The following is an 18,621-nucleotide window of genomic DNA, read 5'->3' as shown; positions in this document are numbered from 1 at the left end:
AAAAATGAGAACGTAAAATGAGCAATCTGTTAAATGCAACACAAGCAAGCCGGGATTGAGCCTGCAAAAAATGATACCATAAGGTCCAAGCACCGCAGCAACCAGCCAAAATTAGATCCGCAACAAAGGCCAATCCCTTTTTGCTTTCTGCTTTATCCTTTCAGCTCAAAACAATTCCCCTCTCAGATAACAATATTTTCTATAATTTCCGGTCATGAAATTCCTGGCCTCTCTAATCCTCATTGTTGCCCTGAGCTATGCGGGCGGTTTATTCCTGGACTGGTGGTCCGTAGTACTGGCCCCTTTCCTCGTAGCCCTGATCATGCCTATGTCTGCAGGCAAAGGGTTTGTTTATGGGTTCATCTCCATATTCCTCTTATGGCTGGCCTTAGCTTTCTTCCGCGATGTACGTAATGATCATATTCTGGCTAACAGGGTAAGCCTGATCTTCCTGCAAATGCGCAGCCCTATACTAATAGGCGTGGTAAGCTCCTTCATCGGCGGCCTGGTAGGCGGTATGGGCGGTTTAACCGGCAGCCTGCTGCGTAAAGCTTTGCGCCCGCCGGTAGCTGTAGCCAAATAACTAACCATATTTCGTCTAAATGATTCGTTCATTACTCGCCTTTGCCATATTGTTATGTGTTACCTGCTATTGTCAGGCAGGCATTATCCGTGGCCGTATCACCAATGAAAGGGGAGAGGCCCTGCCTTTTGCCACCCTGTTCATAAAGGGTACTACCCAGGGAACTACTACCAATGCTGATGGCCAATACCACCTGGAGCTGCCGGATGGCGCCTATACCGTGGTATGTCAATATATAGGTTACCGTAAAACAGAGAAGTCTGTAACGCTGGCAGGTACCCTGCAGCTGGATTTTCAGCTGCAGCCCGTAAGCATGCAGATCCGCGAAGTGATCGTAAAAGGCAACGGCGAAGATCCGGCCTACGCCATTATCCGGCAGGCCATCAAAAAAAGACCGTTCTATCAGCAGCAAGTACAGGAGTTCACCTGTAATACCTATATCAAGGGAATGTTTAAGCTGCGTAATGTACCGGAAAGGTTCTTAGGGCAAAAGGTAGATAAGCAGGACATTGGCGTAGACTCTACCGGCAGGGGCATTGTGTTCCTTTCAGAATCGCTCACGAAGCTATCGGTTAAGCGGCCGGATAAGGTGAAGCTGCAGGTATTATCCTCCCGCCAAAGCGGTGGGGGCTTTGGTTTCAGCTTCCCGGCCTATATCAATTTCTACGATAATAACGTATCTGCGGTTATTACACAGTTCAGTCCCCGCGGGTATATTTCACCCATTGCAGATAATGCGCTGGCCTACTATAAATATCACCTGGAAGGCGTGTTCACCGAAGATGGTTATACGGTGAACAAGATCCAGGTGATCCCTAAACGTAAATTTGAACCGTTGTTTTCCGGGTATATTTTTATTACAGATGATAACTGGCGCATTCACAGCGCCAACCTGTTATTAACCCGCGATTACCAGCTGGAGCTGATGGATACGCTGCAGATCCGCCAAACGCATGTACCCGTAGATTCCGCCGTGTGGCGCATGAAAGATCAGCTCATCACCATTTCCCTGAAACAGTTCGGGTTTGATATGATCGGCAACTTTGTGAACGTATACTCCAACTACGATATTCATCCCAACTTTCCGCCTAAGTATTTCAACAATGTGCTGATGAAATACGATACCGCTTTTAACGATAAGAAGATCGCTTACTGGGACAGCATTCGCCCCGTGCCGCTGGAAAAGGAGGAAGTAAAGGATTTTCATGAAAAGGACAGCGCCGCACAGGCACGGCGCGACAGCGCAGTATCAGCCCATCACCTGGATTCACTGCGTAAGCACCAGCCGCCCGTTAAGCTGCAGCAGTTCTTCTGGGGCGGTGTAAAACATAACTATTATTTCCGCCGCGATAGCGCTTTGCCTTACCACCAGCTGGCCATGCGCCCACTGCTTACACAGCTGGAATATAACACGGTAGAAGGGCTGGTGCTGAGCGTAGAGCCCAGTCTTACCCTGGACCTTCCAAAGGACCAGGAATTAAAGATCGCACCCTTCCTGCGCTATGGCTTCAGCAATACCCACCTGAACGGCTATACGGAAATTACCTGGGACCAGGAATCGCGCCTTAACCACCGTTATGGCAGTAACACCTGGAAGGCAGCCGGCGGTAAACGCGTATCCCAGTTCAACAAACAGGAGCCCATTGACCCGCTTACCAACGAAGTGTATACCTTATTGCTGAAAGAGAATTATATGAAGCTGTACGAGAACTGGTTCGGCAGCTTCTCTTTCCGCCGCAACTTTGAAAGTAATGCCGCTGTAGATGTAGGATTTTTGTATGAGGATCGTATTCCGCTGGAAAATACCACAGACTTTGTAGTATTTAAGAACAGCAGTAAAGCCTTCCTGCCCAATCATCCCTATGAGCTGGCAGATGTGCCTTTTGTACGCCACCAGGCGCTGATCATGAACCTGAACTTCAGCTTCCAGCCCGGTCAGCGGTACATTGAGCTGCCCGACCGTAAAGTAGCCATTGGCGCGAAATACCCACGGTTTGAGGTAGGCTATACAAAAGGCATTCATGGCTGGGCAGGCAGCGATGTGGATTACGATAAATGGAATGCCCAGGTATCGGACAACATGAACTTTAAGCTGTTTGGCGAGCTGCGTTACCGCCTGGCGGCCGGTGGTTTCCTGAACAGTAAGGAGGTAGGCATACCGGATTACACGCACTTTAATGGTAACCAAACGTTCTACAACATCCGCTACCTCAACAGCTTTCAGCTGGCGCCCTATTATAAGTACAGCAACATAGCCTCTTTTTATACCACGCTAAACCTGGAACATCATTTCAACGGCCTGCTCACCAACAAGATCCCCCTGCTGAACCGTTTAAAATGGAACCTGGTAGCAGGTGCCAACGCATTTTACATTAACAGTGATAATAATTATGTGGAAGTATTTGCGGGGCTGGAGAATATCTTTAAGCTGATAAGGGTAGATGTAATAGCCGGCTACCAGAGTAAAGATGCTACACGCATCGGGGTGCGGGCCGGCTTCGGAGGATTATTGGGCGGCGCCCTGTTCAGACGCAGATAAAGAAAAAAAGCAAAGAGCATGATACTCTTTGCTTTTCTGCTTTTTTAGTTTTTACTCATTTTCCTTTTGCTCACTTCTTTGCTGTCATCATAAAAGAACGCAAGAACGCGATAAGCTAAAAAAGCTATAATGAAGTAAAAGATCGAAAGAAGAATTGTACTCATAAAAATTAACATTTTTGGGTTACACCAGTTTTGCTTGTTGAAAACCAATAATTCAAAAAGAATGCCAAAGCAGGGGGTGTTTCATCAAGCTGGTCATTATCAAATACTTAATAGAAAGGGCGTTAGGGAGATGGCACTGCATAACTGTCAGGCCACCGTGGGAAAAATTACCCCAAAAAAGCCGGAGTGTGGACTTGTTTTGCTAACACCAATGTGTTAATTTTGAGGCGTCATTGTGAAACGTCATAAGCTACTCAGCATTAACCCGAAATACGCCCCTTATGAAACAGAATTTTACTTCATTTATTCCCCAAGCTGTGTATCGTCGCAGCCACAGTCCGTTTCCCCGGAACAAAAAATTAAAGCAGCTCCGCCGGAAAAAGATTGCATTAATAATGTTTATTGTAGGTATGTTACTGGCTGCCATTGCATCTTTAGCAAAAAGCTATGAATGGGCCTATATCCAGGAATCCCTGACCCTTGGTTTTGCAGGATACCTATGTATGATCAGCTCCGCCGCTTACCTGTTGCTTTCATTGTTGCAAACCTGGCGGTGAAGGGGTAATTATGAATTACGAATTAGTCAATTACGAAACGCGAAGCGTTCATGAATGCCATTGAAAGTAATTATGATATGAATAATTACGAATGGATCACCTGGTTTTGAAGACCATCTACCTATGCATTCCTAATTGATAATTCTTAATTCTTCCCCATATGTTCTTCGTATTTCTGCTTTACTCGTTCTAATCATATTCATAATCACCCCTTTCCTGGTTCCGTTGCATTTTAATTCGTAATTCGTAATTGACTAATTCGTAATTAAAAATTGTATCTTTGTTGCCCGAAAAGCACCGGCTTTCCATTTAAATTAAAATGAAATTTTGTTCCACCGGCGTTGGTCCTTAAAATTTCGAGAGTTTATTTATGGCATTACACAACAGGGTGTCTGCAGACGAGCTGAAACAGCGTTTGGCAGCAGAAACGTTTAAAAGAACAACCATCTCCTTTTACCAGTACGCAAAGATCGTTGATCCACAGGCCTTCAGAGATGAGATCTATCAGGCCCTTTCAGAAATCCAGGTATTTGGACGTATTTATGTAGCACATGAAGGCATCAATGCCCAGATCAATGTGCCGGAGCATAACTTTGAGGCGCTCCGTAACTACCTGTATTCTATTCCTTTCCTCAACGGCATCCGGTTAAACATTGCAGTAGATGATGACGGCAAATCCTTCTGGGTGCTGCGCATAAAAGTGCGCCCCAAGATCGTGGCAGACGGCATTACCGATCCTGCCTTTGACATGGACAATAAAGGCCAGTACCTGGATGCAGCAGCATTTAACGAGCTAACCGCTAACCCGGATACCATCATCGTAGACATGCGCAACCACTACGAATACGAAGTAGGACATTTTGACGGCGCCATAGAAGTACCCTCCGATACCTTCCGCGAACAGCTGCCCATGGCAGTAGATATGCTGAAAGACAAAAAAGACCAGCCTATTGTCATGTACTGCACCGGCGGTATCCGCTGCGAAAAAGCATCGGCCTACTTACTGCATAATGGTTTTAAAAATGTATACCACCTTGAAGGCGGTATCATTGAATACGCTAACAAGGTACGCCAACAGGGCATTACCAATAAATTCAAAGGCAAGAACTTTGTATTCGATGAACGCCTGGGGGAGCGGATCACAGAGGACGTGATTAGCCACTGCCACCAGTGCGGGCGTCCCTGTGACACACATACCAACTGCAAAAATGATGGCTGCCATCTGCTGTTCATCCAGTGCGACAGATGCGCCGCACACTACGATGGCTGCTGCAGTGAAGAATGTTACTCAATTGTACAGCTGCCCGCCGATGCACAGCAGGAAATGCGCAAAGGCATTGATAAAGGACAAATGATCTTCAACAAATCCAGGGAGCGCCTGCGTCCCCGCCTTGGCGACAGAGACAGATACTGATGTAATTACGAATTGTCAATTACGAATTACGAATGGGTTGTGTTTTGTTAATGACGATATTTGTTTATTGTAATTCATATTTGAACACAACATCTTCATTCGCTGCATTCAATTCGTAATTCGTAATTGATAATTCGTAATTACCTTTTAAGATATTTGTCCTTCAAGATCCTCTCCATCACCCCATCTTTCAAATGCCGGCTCACAGGGATATTCTGCGCCCCTATCATAATATCATTCCCAATGATCCGCTCTATTTTTGACAGCGCCACAATGTAAGATTTATGCACCCGCAGGAACTGCTGTTCGGGTAAATAATCCTCCACTGCTTTAAATGTAAGATAGGTAACATACCTGCGCTGCACGGTATGCAGCACCACGTAGTTCTGTAAAGCTTCTGCATATAGTATATCGTTAAAGCATATACGCTCTAAACCATTATCACATTTAATAAAGAAGTAGGAGGGAGCTTCTTCCGCTGTGGCAGGGCGTTGCAGCAGCTCGTAGTACGATCGTGCTTTTGACACTGCTTTCATAAAACGCTCAAAGGCCACCGGCTTTAACAGGTAATCAATTACATTCAGCTCAAAGCCCTGCAAGGCATATTCCGGGTAGGCAGTGGTAAATATTACCAGCGGTGGCTGCGGTAAAGAACGAAGCAGATCCAGCCCGTTAATACGGGGCATTTGTATATCCAGGAAAAGTAATTGTACCGCTTGTGTTTGCAGCAGGGTAATGGCTTTTACCGGGCTGTCGCACACAGTTACCGGGTCCAGGAAATCAACTTCTGCGCAGTATTCCTGCAGGCCTTTGCGGGCCATGGGTTCATCATCTACTATCATGCAGTGCAGCTTCATGTAATGCGGATGTTTAAGGTTACCTCAAAGGACTGATCGGTTTCCTGGATCTGTAAGGTATGTTTTTCCGGGTACAATAATTCCAGCCGGCGTTTTACATTAGCCAGCCCAATACCTTTACGGGCGCCGTTTTCAAACGGCAATACTTCCCGTGTATTATAGGTTTGCAGCTGCAGGCAGCCATTTTGCCGCTGTAAGCGGATGGCCACTTTATTGGGCGCCTGTACGTGTGCCGATACATGTTTAAAGGCATTCTCCACAAAAGGGATCAGCAGCAGCGGCGCAATGCTGAAATGCTGCATGGCAGGATCGCAGTAAAAAGAAACCTCGCAGTTATCATTATGCCGCATTTGCTGTATGGCTATATAATTTGCTACATATTTAGCTTCCTTTTCAATGGGGATGGCATCTGTATTACAGTCGTACAGCTGGTACCGCAGCAGGTCTGCAAACTGCATCAGCATATCCCGCGCAGCTTTGTTCTCTTTATCTATCAGGAAATACACCGCATTCAGGGAGTTGAATAATGCATGCGGGTTGATCTGTGCTTTCAGGTACTGCAGCTCCTGCTCTGCGCTGGCCCGCAGCGCACTTTGTAAACGGTGCTGCGTTTTCAGCCGGTCAATATAGAATTGCACCCCCACAATAGCGCCCACCATAAAGAACAGGGGAATATATACATCATACAGCTGCCGGTTCCAGGTTGCATTAGGCCATTGGGTGATCAGCGCGGCGTAGGGTTGTAATACAAGGTTCAGCAGCTGTATCACCAGCCAGCCGGTAGCGCCTATTAAGGCTGTAAAAGCAGCCAGGAAGGCGGCGTACCGCTGTTTATACAATAAGCGGGGTATCAGCACATAATTGGTAAAATATACAGCGCCTGCCAGCGTAGTAACCTTTAACACGCCAGCCCGGATAGTAGCCGGCAAGGCAGGGTAATCATCTATCCGCAGCAGCACCCATACCGCAAAGAAGCCCAGCCACCAGAGTACATGGTGAAGTTTATAACGGGAGAACAGTATGGAATTACGGATTGCCAAATTCAATTACGAATTATTTAATTACGAATTAAGTTTACCACGCGGCAACCTATTCGCTTAAAGCAATTTAGCTGTTAAACCACAGCCAATCCTCATATTTACACATCCTGCAGATTTTCCTTGACCAAAGGCACCCCTATAAATAAAATTACGAATTATCAATCATGAATCCGAAAAGCCCTTCCAGGCCCGAAGTACTGCAATCCGCAGTACTCAATTCGTAATTCGTAATTAAATAATTCGTAATTAAAAAGAATCCGCCCAGCGTTGTTTCTTCTAAGGCCGGGCGGAGTAATTGAGCATGAAACCAGTTCAGGAAGATCCATCTCTTCGAGAGCTGCATTTGCATGTCCATTCTATCAACCTATATGCGAACTAAAACCAGTCAATATTTTTAAGTAGCAAGCCGCCGGCAATCAGTAGTTTCCCTTGTGCATTTTTAACCGGGTCCACTTTCGCTTCCCCTCACTGATCACCGGCAGCTTGCCTGCATAACTTTTATAAAACATCATTTTTGCTCTTATACGCCCCATAGAATATGATGGGGAATACCAGCAGGGTTAGTACCGTAGCGGTGATCAAACCACCAATTACAATAATGGCCAGTGGTTTCTGTGTTTCAGAGCCTACGCCATGGGAGATGGCTGCCGGTATCAAACCAATAGCCGCCATCATGGCCGTCATTACCACCGGGCGTACCCGCGATTCTACTCCCAGCCGTATGGCCTCGTTCAGCGGTATGCCTGCCAGCAGGTTCTTATGGAACACCGATATCAGGATCACCCCATTCTGTATACAGATGCCGAACAGCGCAATGAAACCTACCCCCGCAGAGATCCCGAAGTTGATACCCGTAACGTGAATAGCCAGTATACCGCCTATCAGGGCAAAGGGTACGTTCAGCAATATCAGGCCTGCATCTTTCACACTCCCCAGCATAATAAACAGCACCACGAAAATGGCAACGATACTTACCGGTACCACCTGCGCCAAACGGTTGGTGGCCCGTACCTGGTTCTCAAACTCGCCCGTCCAGCCTACACTGTAGCCCTTTGGCAGCTTCACCGCAGCATTCACCTTATTCTGTGCATCTGCAATAGTGCTGCCCAGGTCACGGTCGCGTACAGAGAACTTGATGCCGATGAACCGCTTGTTACCATCCCGGTATATAAAGGCCGGTCCGGTGATAGTAGTAATGGCAGCAATCTCTTTCAGCGGTACCTTATTGCCGCTTTGCGTAGGCACCATCAGGTTCTGCAGCTCTTCTTCCGTAGTACGGTAGTTGGCATCGTACCGTATGCGGATGTCGAATTTCTTTTCCCCTTCATAGAGCTGTGTAGCGGTTTTCCCGCCTATTGCCATTTCTATCACCGCCTGCGCATCGGCAGTATTTACGCCATACAGCGCCATCTTGTTGTCGTTCAGGTTAATGCTCATTTCAGGCTGGCCAATGTTGCGGATCACACCCAGATCGCGGATGCCCTGCACATTTTTCAGCTGCGCTATCACCTGCTGGGAAAGGCTTTCCAGCTTTTCCAGGTCATCGCCATAGATCTTCACACCATTGGCGGCTTTAAAACCAGCCACAGCCTCCGATACGTTATCACTAATGGGCTGGGAGAAGTTGAGGATAATACCGGGGTATTTCTTCAGCCGTTTTTCCATCTGCCCGATCAGCTCATCCTGCGTGATCTTGCGTTTCCACTCCTTTTTATCAGCCAGGTCAACCTGGTACTGTACAAAGTAAAATCCGTTAGGATCCGTACCATCGTTGGAGCGGCCTACCTGTGACAATACCCGTTTTACTTCCGGGAAACCGCCCAGGTCCTGGCGGATGGCGTGCGCCATTCTTACACTTTCCGTGAGCGACATGCTCATAGGCAGCTCCGTAGTAACCCACAGGGAACCTTCGTTCAGCTGTGGCAGGAACTCCGTACCCATCCAGCGGGCAGAGAAAAAGGTCACCAGCATAAAGCTAAAGGCCAGCACCAGGCTAAGGCGTTTATGGCCATAAGTCCATTTAAAGCCTTTCATCACGATCCTGTCAAAGAAGATCACCACCGGGTTGTGCTTCTCCTTCACATTCTTATTCAGCAAAATGGAGCTGAGCACCGGCACCAGGGTAAGCGTGAATAACAGCGCGCCCAGTAAGGCAAATCCCAGCGTCCACGCCAGCGGCGAGAACATTTTTCCTTCCACTTTCTGGAAAGAGAAGATGGGTATCAGGGAAATGATGATGATGAGTTTAGAGAAGAAGATGGCTTTGGCCAGCTCCCCGCCGGTTTGCTTGATCCAGCCCATTTTGGCCAGCTTGTTAAAGCGCTCCATGCCATAATGTTTCGCCTTATGGTCCAGCATCACAAAAATGCCTTCCACCATCACCACCGCACCATCTATGATAATACCAAAGTCAATGGCGCCCATGGAGATCAGGTTGGCAGTCATGCCCTTCAGGCGCAAACACAGGAAGGCAAACAGCAGTGCCAGCGGAATAATGATGGACACGGTAACGGTAGTACGCCAATCCGCCATGAAAACAAACACAATTACCGTTACGAACAGGATCCCCTCCACAAGGTTATGCATCACGGTATGCGTACAAAACTCCATGAGGTTATCCCGGTCGTAAAAGGTAGCCATCTTGATGTCATTGGGCAAGATAGTCTCGTTCAACTCCTTGATTTTGTCCTTCAGCCGGGCTAATACCTCTGTGGGATTCTCTCCTTTGCGCATGACCACAATCCCTTCCACCAGGTCGTCCTGCTTATCTAATCCTACCTGTCCTACACGCGGCAGGGAGGATTCGCGCACTGTGGCCACATTCTTTACCAGCAGTGGTGTTCCGTTAATATTGTCTAATATTATATTCTCTATATCTGGTATGCTGTTCAGCAGGCCAATGCCTCTTACTACATAGGCCTGCCCGTTCTTCTCTATCACATCGCCGCCTACGTTGATATTGCTTTTCGTAACCGCCTGGTATAGTTCCAGCGGGGTTATATCGTACTTGGCTAAACGAACCGGGTCCGCCGTGATCTCATAGATCTTATCCTGCCCGCCAAAGGCCACAATATCTGCCACCCCAGGTACGCTGCGCAGCTGCCGGTCTATGATCCAGTTCTGATAAGTGAGCAGGTCGCGTGAATTGCGGTGGTCACTTTTCAGGTAATAGCGGAATATTTCGCCTGTAGGGCCGTAGGGAGGTTGTATCTCCGGGTCGGCGCCTTCCGGCAGGGATACACTTTGCAGCATATTATTCACCTGTTGCCGTGCAAAGAAATCTTCCACATCATCATCAAAAATGATCTTTACAACAGACAGGCCGAACATGGTTACAGAGCGTACACTGGTTTTCTTCTGCACCGCATTCATGGCCACTTCTACGGGCAGCGTTACAAAACGCTCTACTTCCTGCGCACTGCGGCCGTTCCATTTGGTAACAATGATGATCTGCGTATTGGTTACATCCGGGAACGCTTCTATAGGCGTGTGCACAAAGGCCACAATGCCTGATATTACCAGCGTTAATGTTGCTATAAAAACGAACAGTTTATTCTTGAGCGAAAAACCTACGATGTTCCTGATGAATTTGTTCATGCTATTGATTCTTTAAGCTAGCCTTTAGCTGTTAGCTGTTAGCTATTGGCTTTTAGCCATTGCCTTCGCTTTTAGCTAATAGCTAAAGGCTAAAAGCTAGTCGTTCAGCGCGTTATAGATCAGCAATTGATTCCGGGAGATCACCTGCTCGCCCGGGTTTAGCCCCTTGCTTAAATATGCCAGCCCGCCGGCTGTTTTATAAGGTTCTACCTCACGTACCTGGATGTTGTATTTATCTTTAAACACCAGCACATAATTCTTGCTGCGGTCAAATATTAATGAGGATGTAGGCACGGCTATCATATTATCTCCCTCATTGTAATGCAGGGTAACTGTGGCAAACATTTCCGGCTTCAGCTGCATATCCTTATTATTCAGCTTAATACGGATCTGCATGGTCTTGGTGGCCGGGTCCAGGAAGTTGTAGATCTTGTCTACCTTGCCATGGAACACCGTATCCGGGTAGCTGATGGTTACGATGTCTGCGTCATAACCTTCTTTCACACGGGCAATATCTGTTTCAAATACATTGGCCATTACCCATACATCGTTCAGCTCAGATACGGTGAAGATGTTCTGGTTATTATCTGTCCGGATCTCCATGTTATTGTTGATGTTCTTTTCAATCACATAACCGGAGATAGGAGCAGTTACCAGGTAGGTGGAGCCTGCGCCGCGGCGGTAAATTTTAAACAGGTCATTCAGGCGGTTCACTTCTGCGCGTGCCTTATCCAGCTCGCCCTGTGCATTCACCACATCTTTCTCTGTGCTTAGCTGGCTGCTATACAGGTCCTGCGCTACTTTCAGCCCTTTTTCCGCTACGGCCAGGTCAGACTTTGCTTCTGCCATCTGCTTTTCATAATCGGCGATCTCACCACTCTGTATCACGGCCAGGATCTGTCCTTTCTGCACAAAATCGCCCAGCTGCACTTTAATATCTTTTACAAAACCACTCACCAGGGGATATACTTTCAGCACCTTACCCACATCCGGAGATACCTTGCCGGACAAACGCAGCTCACTCTGCACGGGTTTTATGCCTGCTGTATCTATATGAATGCTTTGCAACATGGTATCGCTAAGCACAAATGTTTCTTTTTCAGTATCCTCTGCCTGGATATGCTTACAGCTACTCCACCAGGCAGCGCCCAGTACTAACAGGGCCAGGCTTAAAATGCGGTTCATCTTGTTCTTCTTCATTTATCAGTTGATTAATGATCCCGGAGCAGGAGGTAGGAAGCAGGATGTCTGCCGTCTATTGCCAATCTGGTATTCCTACGTTCTACATCCTGCTTCCTACATCTTACATCTTACTTTAGGTTCCTCTTATTTCGTCTTGTTAAATAACTCCGTACCTGTTGCATAATTCAGCTCCTCATAGGCCGTAATACGGTCTAGGATAAGCTTATTGGTATTCTTCACATTATCGCTGTAGCTGTTGAAATAATCGATGAACTGCAGCAGGGAAATATTACCCTTGCGGAAGTTCTGCGCTACTTCAGAGATCAGCTTATTATATTCCAGTCCAAAGCGCTTAAAGTCCAGCATCTGGTATTGTTTGTCCATCAGGTTTATCTTTTGTACCGCCTGCTGTACTTCGGTGCTGATGATGTTATTGCCCTGGGCCAGCGTTTGCTCCTGTACCTTTACCTGGTTGCTTGCAGAGCGTATGTTGCCCTGGTTGCGGTTCCAGAAGGGGAGGTCTATACCCAGGGTAAGCCCTACAAAATTGGGTGCATAGCTACCATTCTTATCGTAGGTAGCGCCTACATGCAGGTCCGGTACTGCCAGTGCTTTTTGCAGGCTGTAGTTCACCTGCGCCTGCTGCAGTTGCTGTTGAGCAACCCGCAGGTCAGGCCGGTTTAGCATTGCGGTGTCTATAAGGGCAGGCAGCGTATAACCTTGTAGGTTATAGTACGCGAGACCGTCCGTATCCACCTGCGGTGCATACTGTTCATTGTTCCCTAGTAACTGTTGTAGGTTTAGCTGTGAGCTGAGCTCCTGTTGTTTAAGATCGGTATAATCATTTGTGAGGCCTACCTGTAAAGCCCGCAGCCGTATGACATCGGCATGGGCCACGCTTCCTTTCTGATCTGCTTCTGTATAGGCATCCACTATTTTCTGTAAGTTGGAAAGTTGTTCCTGTAAGATCTTTTCTGTTTCCTGCAGGAAGTAGAGCTGATAATAATTACCTCTTAGCTGCAGGCGTAAAGTTCGCATCAGTTCAAAGAACTCAGCCTGTGTGGTAGCGGCATTCAGGGAGGCCAGCTGTACCTGTTTGTTTCGTTTACCCGCAAGGGTGATCAGCTGATCTACGCTGTAGGCTGTTTCCCCGCCGTTGCCGCCATAAAAAGGCTGTATCTTATTGGTAGTACCAAATCCCCAGGTGGCGCTAAAGGAAGGATTGCTCCATAAACGCGCCTGCTGGATCTGCGCCTTGTCGGCATCAACCCGGTAACGTTGCGCCAGCAACTGGTAGTTCCGGTTAAGGAAAGTATCTTCTGCTTCCTGTAAAGTAATGGGCTGTATACTTTGCGCCGAGCTTTTAAGTGCGATGATGAACAAGGCTATTGTTATGATCCCGAGCTTCTTTTGCATATAAGTTCCATCTCAATTTCGAGTACAAAGCTCTGAAAGAGGAATTAAAGGGGCCTTTAAGGGGGATTAAAAAGAACTTAAAATTGATGCGGCCCTATGGGCCGCACCAATTTTAAGTTCGTCCATGGTCCACAGTCCATGGTCCACGGCATAGTGCGCAGGAGTAGTATATAATGGTGATGAAGTAGTGAGTATACACGCAAGGTTACAATACGTACAAGGCCGTGGACCGTAGTCTGTGGACCGTGGACTGACTTGCATATCACGAAGTAGAATTTATACGCAGTAGGCTATGGACCATCGACTATTGACCATGGACTGCTACCGCACATTTGAGCGGCCGAAGGCACTCAAATGTGCGGTAGCAATACTGTGAAAACAGTTCCTTTATTAAGTACAGAACTTACAGAAATATGTCCTTTATGCAGCTGTACTATCTTTTTGCAGATAGATAATCCCAGGCCATGGCCGCGGGTTTGCAGGGCATTTTGACCACGGTAAAAAGGTTCAAAAACCTTATTCAGCTCATCGGCGGGTATGCCCATGCCATTGTCCCGGATCTGGATCTGTATGTAGTGGGTTTGGAAATCAATGATCACATAGGCGGTATTATCCGTTGAGAACTTACAGGCATTATCCACCAGGTTCAGGAACAGGATCTTCAATAGTATTTCATTGCCATTACAGGTAAGCTGGGTATCCAGCTCCGGCAGGTTTTCAAACTGTATATCCACCCTGCCATTATGCTTGAGCTTAATAAGGTTGCCCATTTCCAGCAGCAGCTCATCTATCCGTACTTCATAAAAGGAAAAACGTTGCTCGTTCAGCTCCGATTGTGCCATCTGTAACAGGCCATTGGTAAGGTCGGAGAGGTTTTCCGCATCTTCCAGCACAGAGCTGAGCACACTGGCATAATCTTCCTTATTTCTTTCTTTAGACAAGGTTACCTGCAGCTGGCTGATAATAGAGGCCAGGGGAGTACGCAGCTCGTGGGAAGCATTGCTTACAAAGCTCTTTTGCAGATCAAAGGAAGTGCTCAGGCGCTGCAGCATGGTGTTAAAGTTGCTGCCCAGCTGCGCAATCTCATCCCGTCCCCGTACTACTACCTTGGTATCCTGCAGGTTGTTGGCATTAATAGTATCCATTTGCTGCACCAGCTTATCAATAGGCTCCACCATTTTGCGCGAGAAGAAATACCCGATCACGATCAGCAGCACGGCTGCCACGGCCAGCTCAATAAGCAGGATGCGTTTCAGGTTCTGCAGGTTCTGGAAACCGTATTTATCCAGGGAGGATACGATCACGATCACAGAGATCTTACCTTCCGTATAATATACGCCTACCACCTCATCGTTGGCTTTTTCGTAATTATAGGTGCCGTTGCGTTTAATATAATCAAGGCGGCTGCGCAGGGTGCGGATGGTAGTATCTTTCAGGTTGGAGTATAAGAGGTCGTAATTGGGGCTGTATACTAAAATGGTTTCCTGGTACAGGTCCTGGAAAGTGGTTTTATCCAGCTTGCGCAGCAGGTCCACCTTTACTTTATCTTCTTCAATAATTACGTTGGCAATAGAGCGGGCGCGGTATTCCAGGCGTTCCAGGTACTCCGCCTTGCGCGATTGTGCAGAAAAATAATACGCAAGGCTGGCAAAGGATATCAGCAGCACCGTGGCCGATAAGGCATAATAGAGCGCTATTTTGTATTTGATCTTCATGCGTAAATATGCAGATAAAATGCAACAGGCTATTCACACTTCCTATAATCAATACAAATCGATCTCCCCTGCATTTAATTCGTAATTCGTAATTGACAATTCGTAATTCTGATTACTCCTCCGCCAGATAATATCCCATTCCCGTCTTGGTATGCAGCAGCTTATTCTCAAAATCCTTGTCTATCTTTTTACGCAGGAAGTTCATGTACACCTCTATCACATTGGTGCCGGTATCAAAGTCAATATCCCACACTTTTTCCGCGATAGTGAGTTTGGAGATCACCTTGCCTTTGTGCAGGGCCAGGAACTCCAACAGCTGATATTCTTTGGCGGTAAGGGCGATCTTTTTACCGCTGCGGGTTACTTCTTTCTTTTCGCGGTCAATTTCCAGGTCGCCGATAACGATCTTATATAAAGTGCTTTGCTGTACATCGGAGCCCGCGCGTTTCAGGAATACGCGGATGCGGGCCAGCAGCTCCCGGAAGTCAAAGGGTTTTACCAGGTAATCATCAGCGCCCAGCTCAAAGGCCTGCATTTTATCGTCCATGCCGCCCAGCGCTGTAAGCATAATAATGGGTACACGGTTGTTCTTATGGCGGATCACTTCACATACTTCATAACCATTGCTATGTGGCAGGTTCAGGTCCAGTATCACCAGGTCGTAGCTGTTGCTGGATGCCAGGCTTTTGCCCATACGGCCGTCATAGGCTACATCTACATCAAAACCATTCTCCTCCAGGCCTTTTTTAACGGCATTGGCTACCTTAACTTCATCTTCTACAACCAGGATCTTTTGCATTAATTACGAATTGTCAATTACGAATGATGTTGTTCGTTATGAAATGATACGATAAGCTTAGCTATGAATGATCAATTACAAATGACGCAATTCACTTATGAAGCACTATAATAAACAATAATTATTTTTGCGACACAGCCCTTGCATGCTTAACATCCGCAATCACTAATTCACACATGCTCCGGATACCTTCCACACGCACTACTCAATTCGTAATTACTCACATCATAATTATTTTCAATGGCATTCCCCGCTGGACGGGGCAGGCTATGCACCGCTTGGGCGGGGTCGTAATTGAATAATTCGTAATTCTATTCTACCCCTCCAGCTCCATGATCTTCTCAAACACTTCTTCATACTGCTTATTCGCTTTTTCCAGGTCTTGTGTTACCTGTTTGTATTCCGCTTCTATCTGCTGGAACTTGCCTTTATCCCCATAAATATCCGGGTTACCCAGGCTGGCTTCCAGCTGTTGTTTCTTTTCTTTCAGACGGGCCAGCTCGCCTTCCAGCTGCTGGAACTGGCGCTGGTGTTTTTGCAGCTCCTTTTGCGCTTCCTTATTAATAGGGGTGCCTTTTACCGGGGCGCTTGCCGCCGGTATTTCCTTTACTGCAGTGGGTTCCGGCGTATTATTATTGTTGTTGTTACCGCGGTTCTTGCCACGCTCACCTTTGGGCGGTTTGGGGGGTGCGGCAGCAGCAGCCTGCCGTTTCTTCCAGTCTTCATATTCCGCATAGGTACCTTTAAATTCCTTGATCTTCCCGTCCACAATTTCCCAGATCTTATTAGCAGTGCCGCTTACAAAATAACGGTCGTGGGATACGAGTAAAAAGCTGCCTTCATACTTATTCAAAGCATCTATCAGCATTTGTACGGAGTTCATATCCAGGTGGTTCGTGGGCTCATCCAGCAGCATAAAGTTAGCCTGGCTGATGATGGTTTTGGCCAGCGCCACACGCGCTTTTTCACCACCGGAAAGAATGCGGATCTTCTTATACACATCATCCCCCGTGAACAGGAAGCAGCCCAGCAAAGAGCGCAGCTCCATTTCTGTACGGCCGCTGCTGGTATTTTTCAGCTCTTCCAGTATTTCGCTGTCAAGGTGTAATGATTCCAGCTGGTGCTGGGCATAGAATGATTGTACTACGTTGTGGCCGGGAATGCGTTCGCCCTCCATGGGTTCTGTGCCGGCGATCATGCGCAGCAGGGTAGACTTTCCCTTACCGTTGGCGCCAATCAGGGCTATCTTATCGCCCCGGTTAACTTCCACACCGGTATGATCCAGCACAGTAATATCGCCAAAGTGTTTACTTACATCGTTCAGGGTGCATAATATCTTACCCGGTTGTTTATCTACCGTAAAGTTGATGCGTATTTTGGAAGGGCCACCGTCCACCTGCTCCAGGCGGTCCAGCTTTTCCAGCCGTTTCATGGCGCTCTGCGCCTGGGCTGCCTTGGAGGCTTTGGCCTTAAAACGTTCAATAAAACGTTCCTGCTGGCGAATGTATTCCTGCTGGTTTTCGTACGACCGTTGCTGTAACTCCCGGCGCATTTCCTTTTCGCGCTCATAATCCTCATAGTTACCGGCATAGTGGTGCAGCTGCTGCTGGTACAGCTCTACGATCTTGTTCACCATACGGTCCAGGAAAAAGCGGTCGTGCGATACGATGATCACCGCGCCGTTATAGCTCTGCAGGTATCTTTCCAGCCATTCAATGGAGGGAAGGTCAAGGTGGTTCGTGGGCTCATCCAGCATCAGCACATCCGGCTGCTGCAGGATCAGCTTTGCCAGCAGCACGCGCATGCGCCAGCCACCGGAAAACTCGCTATAGGGGCGTTCCAGGTCGGCCGTGCTAAAACCCAGGCCTTCCAGCACCTGGGCTGTTTTATGCCGCATGTTATAACCATCCAGCGCCTCAAACTCATGCAGCTTGTCGGAGAACTCATGCAGCAGGGCCTCCGTTTGGTTATGTTCCAGCTCGTGGGTAATACGTTCTATATCTTTTTCCAGCGCTAAGGCTTTGTCAAAGGCAGTCATGCCTACAGACAGGATGGAGTCGTCCGTTTCAAAGCTCAGCAGGTCCTGGTTAAAGAACCCGAGGCTCAGGTTACGGATCTTGTTCACACTGCCTTTGGAAACAGAGTATTCACCGTTAATAATTCTCAGAAGGGTAGACTTCCCCGTACCGTTCAGGCCTATCAGCCCTACCCGGTCACCAGGTACAATATGCCAGGAGGCATCTTCAACAATAATGCGTGCACCAAATTCAAAAGTTACGTCCTGTAGGGCGAGAAGCATATGAACAATTCTATATAAATGTTAAATAAAGCACACAAAGGTAATAATTAATAGTCCATGGTCAATGGTCCATAGTCCATAGCGTCGTTCATTGGGTAAGTAGAGCGCACCCAGCCGGTTGTATCCACCTGCAATATTACCATTCAGTTAAATGCTGTGACAAGTCCATGGTCGATGGTCCATAGTCCATGGACTTGTTCATTTCGGAGGTTGAGCGTACCCGGCCGGTTGCCTTACCCCGCACTATTCCCCTTACGCTCTATACCATGGACTATGGACCATGGACTGTCCACCAAACACAAACAACTATCAACTTTTTCCTATATCTTTGCCGGGAGAGAATGCTTTTGTGAACGAAACCGTTATCCAATACCTATGAAGACCTGCTTTAGAACAGCCACCTGTCTTTTATTGTCATACGCAAATAACAATAATCATCAGCCCATTTTATTAGCAGGG

Annotated in this window: 12 protein-coding genes; 4 read left to right on the top strand and 8 right to left on the bottom strand. The window is 47.4% G+C overall.

All coding sequences use genetic code 11. The features are described 5' to 3' along the window. Window positions 1-214: 214 nt before the first annotated feature. The 4 genes from BMZ54_RS13135 (at window position 215) to trhO (ending at window position 5,257) form a co-directional block, all read left to right on the top strand. A complete protein-coding gene (locus BMZ54_RS13135) occupies window positions 215-583 on the top strand; it encodes a hypothetical protein (protein ID WP_089911755.1) in 369 nt (122 codons plus the stop codon). A 19-nt stretch (window positions 584-602) separates the two neighbouring features. Then, window positions 603-3,122, top strand: a complete 2,520-nt coding sequence (locus BMZ54_RS13130; RefSeq protein WP_089911753.1) for a DUF5686 and carboxypeptidase regulatory-like domain-containing protein — start codon at window positions 603-605, stop codon at window positions 3,120-3,122. Window positions 3,123-3,681: 559 nt separating this feature from the next. Beyond that, window positions 3,682-3,843, top strand: coding sequence for a hypothetical protein (locus BMZ54_RS32935; protein WP_156093014.1), 162 nt, complete (start codon window positions 3,682-3,684; stop codon window positions 3,841-3,843). Window positions 3,844-4,213: 370 nt separating this feature from the next. Further along, a complete protein-coding gene (gene trhO / locus BMZ54_RS13120; protein WP_089911746.1) occupies window positions 4,214-5,257 on the top strand; it encodes an oxygen-dependent tRNA uridine(34) hydroxylase TrhO in 1,044 nt (347 codons plus the stop codon). A 140-nt stretch (window positions 5,258-5,397) separates the two neighbouring features. On the opposite strand, the gene BMZ54_RS13115 is transcribed toward trhO, so the two are convergent. From BMZ54_RS13115 to abc-f, 8 genes are all read right to left on the bottom strand, one after another. Then, window positions 5,398-6,114 carry a LytR/AlgR family response regulator transcription factor gene (locus BMZ54_RS13115; protein WP_089911743.1) on the bottom strand — a complete coding sequence of 239 codons (717 nt, stop codon included), beginning with the start codon at window positions 6,112-6,114 and terminating at the stop codon, window positions 5,398-5,400. After that, window positions 6,111-7,160 (bottom strand): sensor histidine kinase, encoded by a 1,050-nt coding sequence (locus BMZ54_RS13110; protein ID WP_089911740.1) that lies wholly within the window; start codon window positions 7,158-7,160, stop codon window positions 6,111-6,113. The genes BMZ54_RS13115 and BMZ54_RS13110 overlap by 4 nt, the downstream gene beginning before the upstream one ends. Before the next feature lie 492 nt (window positions 7,161-7,652). Continuing rightward, window positions 7,653-10,751 (bottom strand): efflux RND transporter permease subunit, encoded by a 3,099-nt coding sequence (locus BMZ54_RS13105; protein ID WP_089911738.1) that lies wholly within the window; start codon window positions 10,749-10,751, stop codon window positions 7,653-7,655. 96 nt (window positions 10,752-10,847) lie between these two features. Further along, window positions 10,848-11,951 (bottom strand): efflux RND transporter periplasmic adaptor subunit, encoded by a 1,104-nt coding sequence (locus BMZ54_RS13100; protein ID WP_202909223.1) that lies wholly within the window; start codon window positions 11,949-11,951, stop codon window positions 10,848-10,850. 126 nt (window positions 11,952-12,077) lie between these two features. Next, complete coding sequence (locus BMZ54_RS13095) at window positions 12,078-13,349, bottom strand: TolC family protein (RefSeq protein WP_089911735.1); 1,272 nt, start codon at window positions 13,347-13,349, stop codon at window positions 12,078-12,080. Window positions 13,350-13,699: 350 nt separating this feature from the next. After that, a complete protein-coding gene (locus tag BMZ54_RS13090) occupies window positions 13,700-15,064 on the bottom strand; it encodes a sensor histidine kinase (RefSeq protein ID WP_089911732.1) in 1,365 nt (454 codons plus the stop codon). A gap of 112 nt (window positions 15,065-15,176) precedes the next feature. Then, on the bottom strand, window positions 15,177-15,863 hold the full coding sequence (locus tag BMZ54_RS13085; RefSeq protein WP_089911728.1) for a response regulator transcription factor: 687 nt from the start codon (window positions 15,861-15,863) through the stop codon (window positions 15,177-15,179). A 316-nt stretch (window positions 15,864-16,179) separates the two neighbouring features. Next, window positions 16,180-18,162: a ribosomal protection-like ABC-F family protein gene (abc-f, locus tag BMZ54_RS13080; RefSeq protein ID WP_089911725.1), complete on the bottom strand. Its 1,983-nt coding sequence runs from the start codon at window positions 18,160-18,162 to the stop codon at window positions 16,180-16,182. Window positions 18,163-18,621: the final 459 nt, after the last annotated feature.

The sequence above is a fragment of the Chitinophaga rupis genome (assembly GCF_900109685.1).
GTDB lineage: Bacteria > Bacteroidota > Bacteroidia > Chitinophagales > Chitinophagaceae > Chitinophaga > Chitinophaga rupis.
This window is presented reverse-complemented; position numbering and strand designations above follow the sequence as displayed.

What these genes read in the sequence shown, in the direction of transcription:
- BMZ54_RS13135 (WP_089911755.1), top strand. Translation starts at nt 215, where the DNA reads ATGAAATTCCTGGCCTCTCTAATCCTCATTGTTGCCCTGAGCTATGCG.
- BMZ54_RS32935 (WP_156093014.1), top strand. Translation starts at nt 3,682, where the DNA reads ATGTTTATTGTAGGTATGTTACTGGCTGCCATTGCATCTTTAGCAAAA.
- BMZ54_RS13085 (WP_089911728.1), bottom strand. Translation starts at nt 15,863, where the DNA reads ATGCAAAAGATCCTGGTTGTAGAAGATGAAGTTAAGGTAGCCAATGCC.
- BMZ54_RS13100 (WP_202909223.1), bottom strand. Translation starts at nt 11,951, where the DNA reads ATGAAGAAGAACAAGATGAACCGCATTTTAAGCCTGGCCCTGTTAGTA.
- trhO (WP_089911746.1), top strand. Translation starts at nt 4,214, where the DNA reads ATGGCATTACACAACAGGGTGTCTGCAGACGAGCTGAAACAGCGTTTG.
- BMZ54_RS13090 (WP_089911732.1), bottom strand. Translation starts at nt 15,064, where the DNA reads ATGAAGATCAAATACAAAATAGCGCTCTATTATGCCTTATCGGCCACG.
- BMZ54_RS13115 (WP_089911743.1), bottom strand. Translation starts at nt 6,114, where the DNA reads ATGAAGCTGCACTGCATGATAGTAGATGATGAACCCATGGCCCGCAAA.
- abc-f (WP_089911725.1), bottom strand. Translation starts at nt 18,162, where the DNA reads ATGCTTCTCGCCCTACAGGACGTAACTTTTGAATTTGGTGCACGCATT.
- BMZ54_RS13105 (WP_089911738.1), bottom strand. Translation starts at nt 10,751, where the DNA reads ATGAACAAATTCATCAGGAACATCGTAGGTTTTTCGCTCAAGAATAAA.
- BMZ54_RS13095 (WP_089911735.1), bottom strand. Translation starts at nt 13,349, where the DNA reads ATGCAAAAGAAGCTCGGGATCATAACAATAGCCTTGTTCATCATCGCA.
- BMZ54_RS13130 (WP_089911753.1), top strand. Translation starts at nt 603, where the DNA reads ATGATTCGTTCATTACTCGCCTTTGCCATATTGTTATGTGTTACCTGC.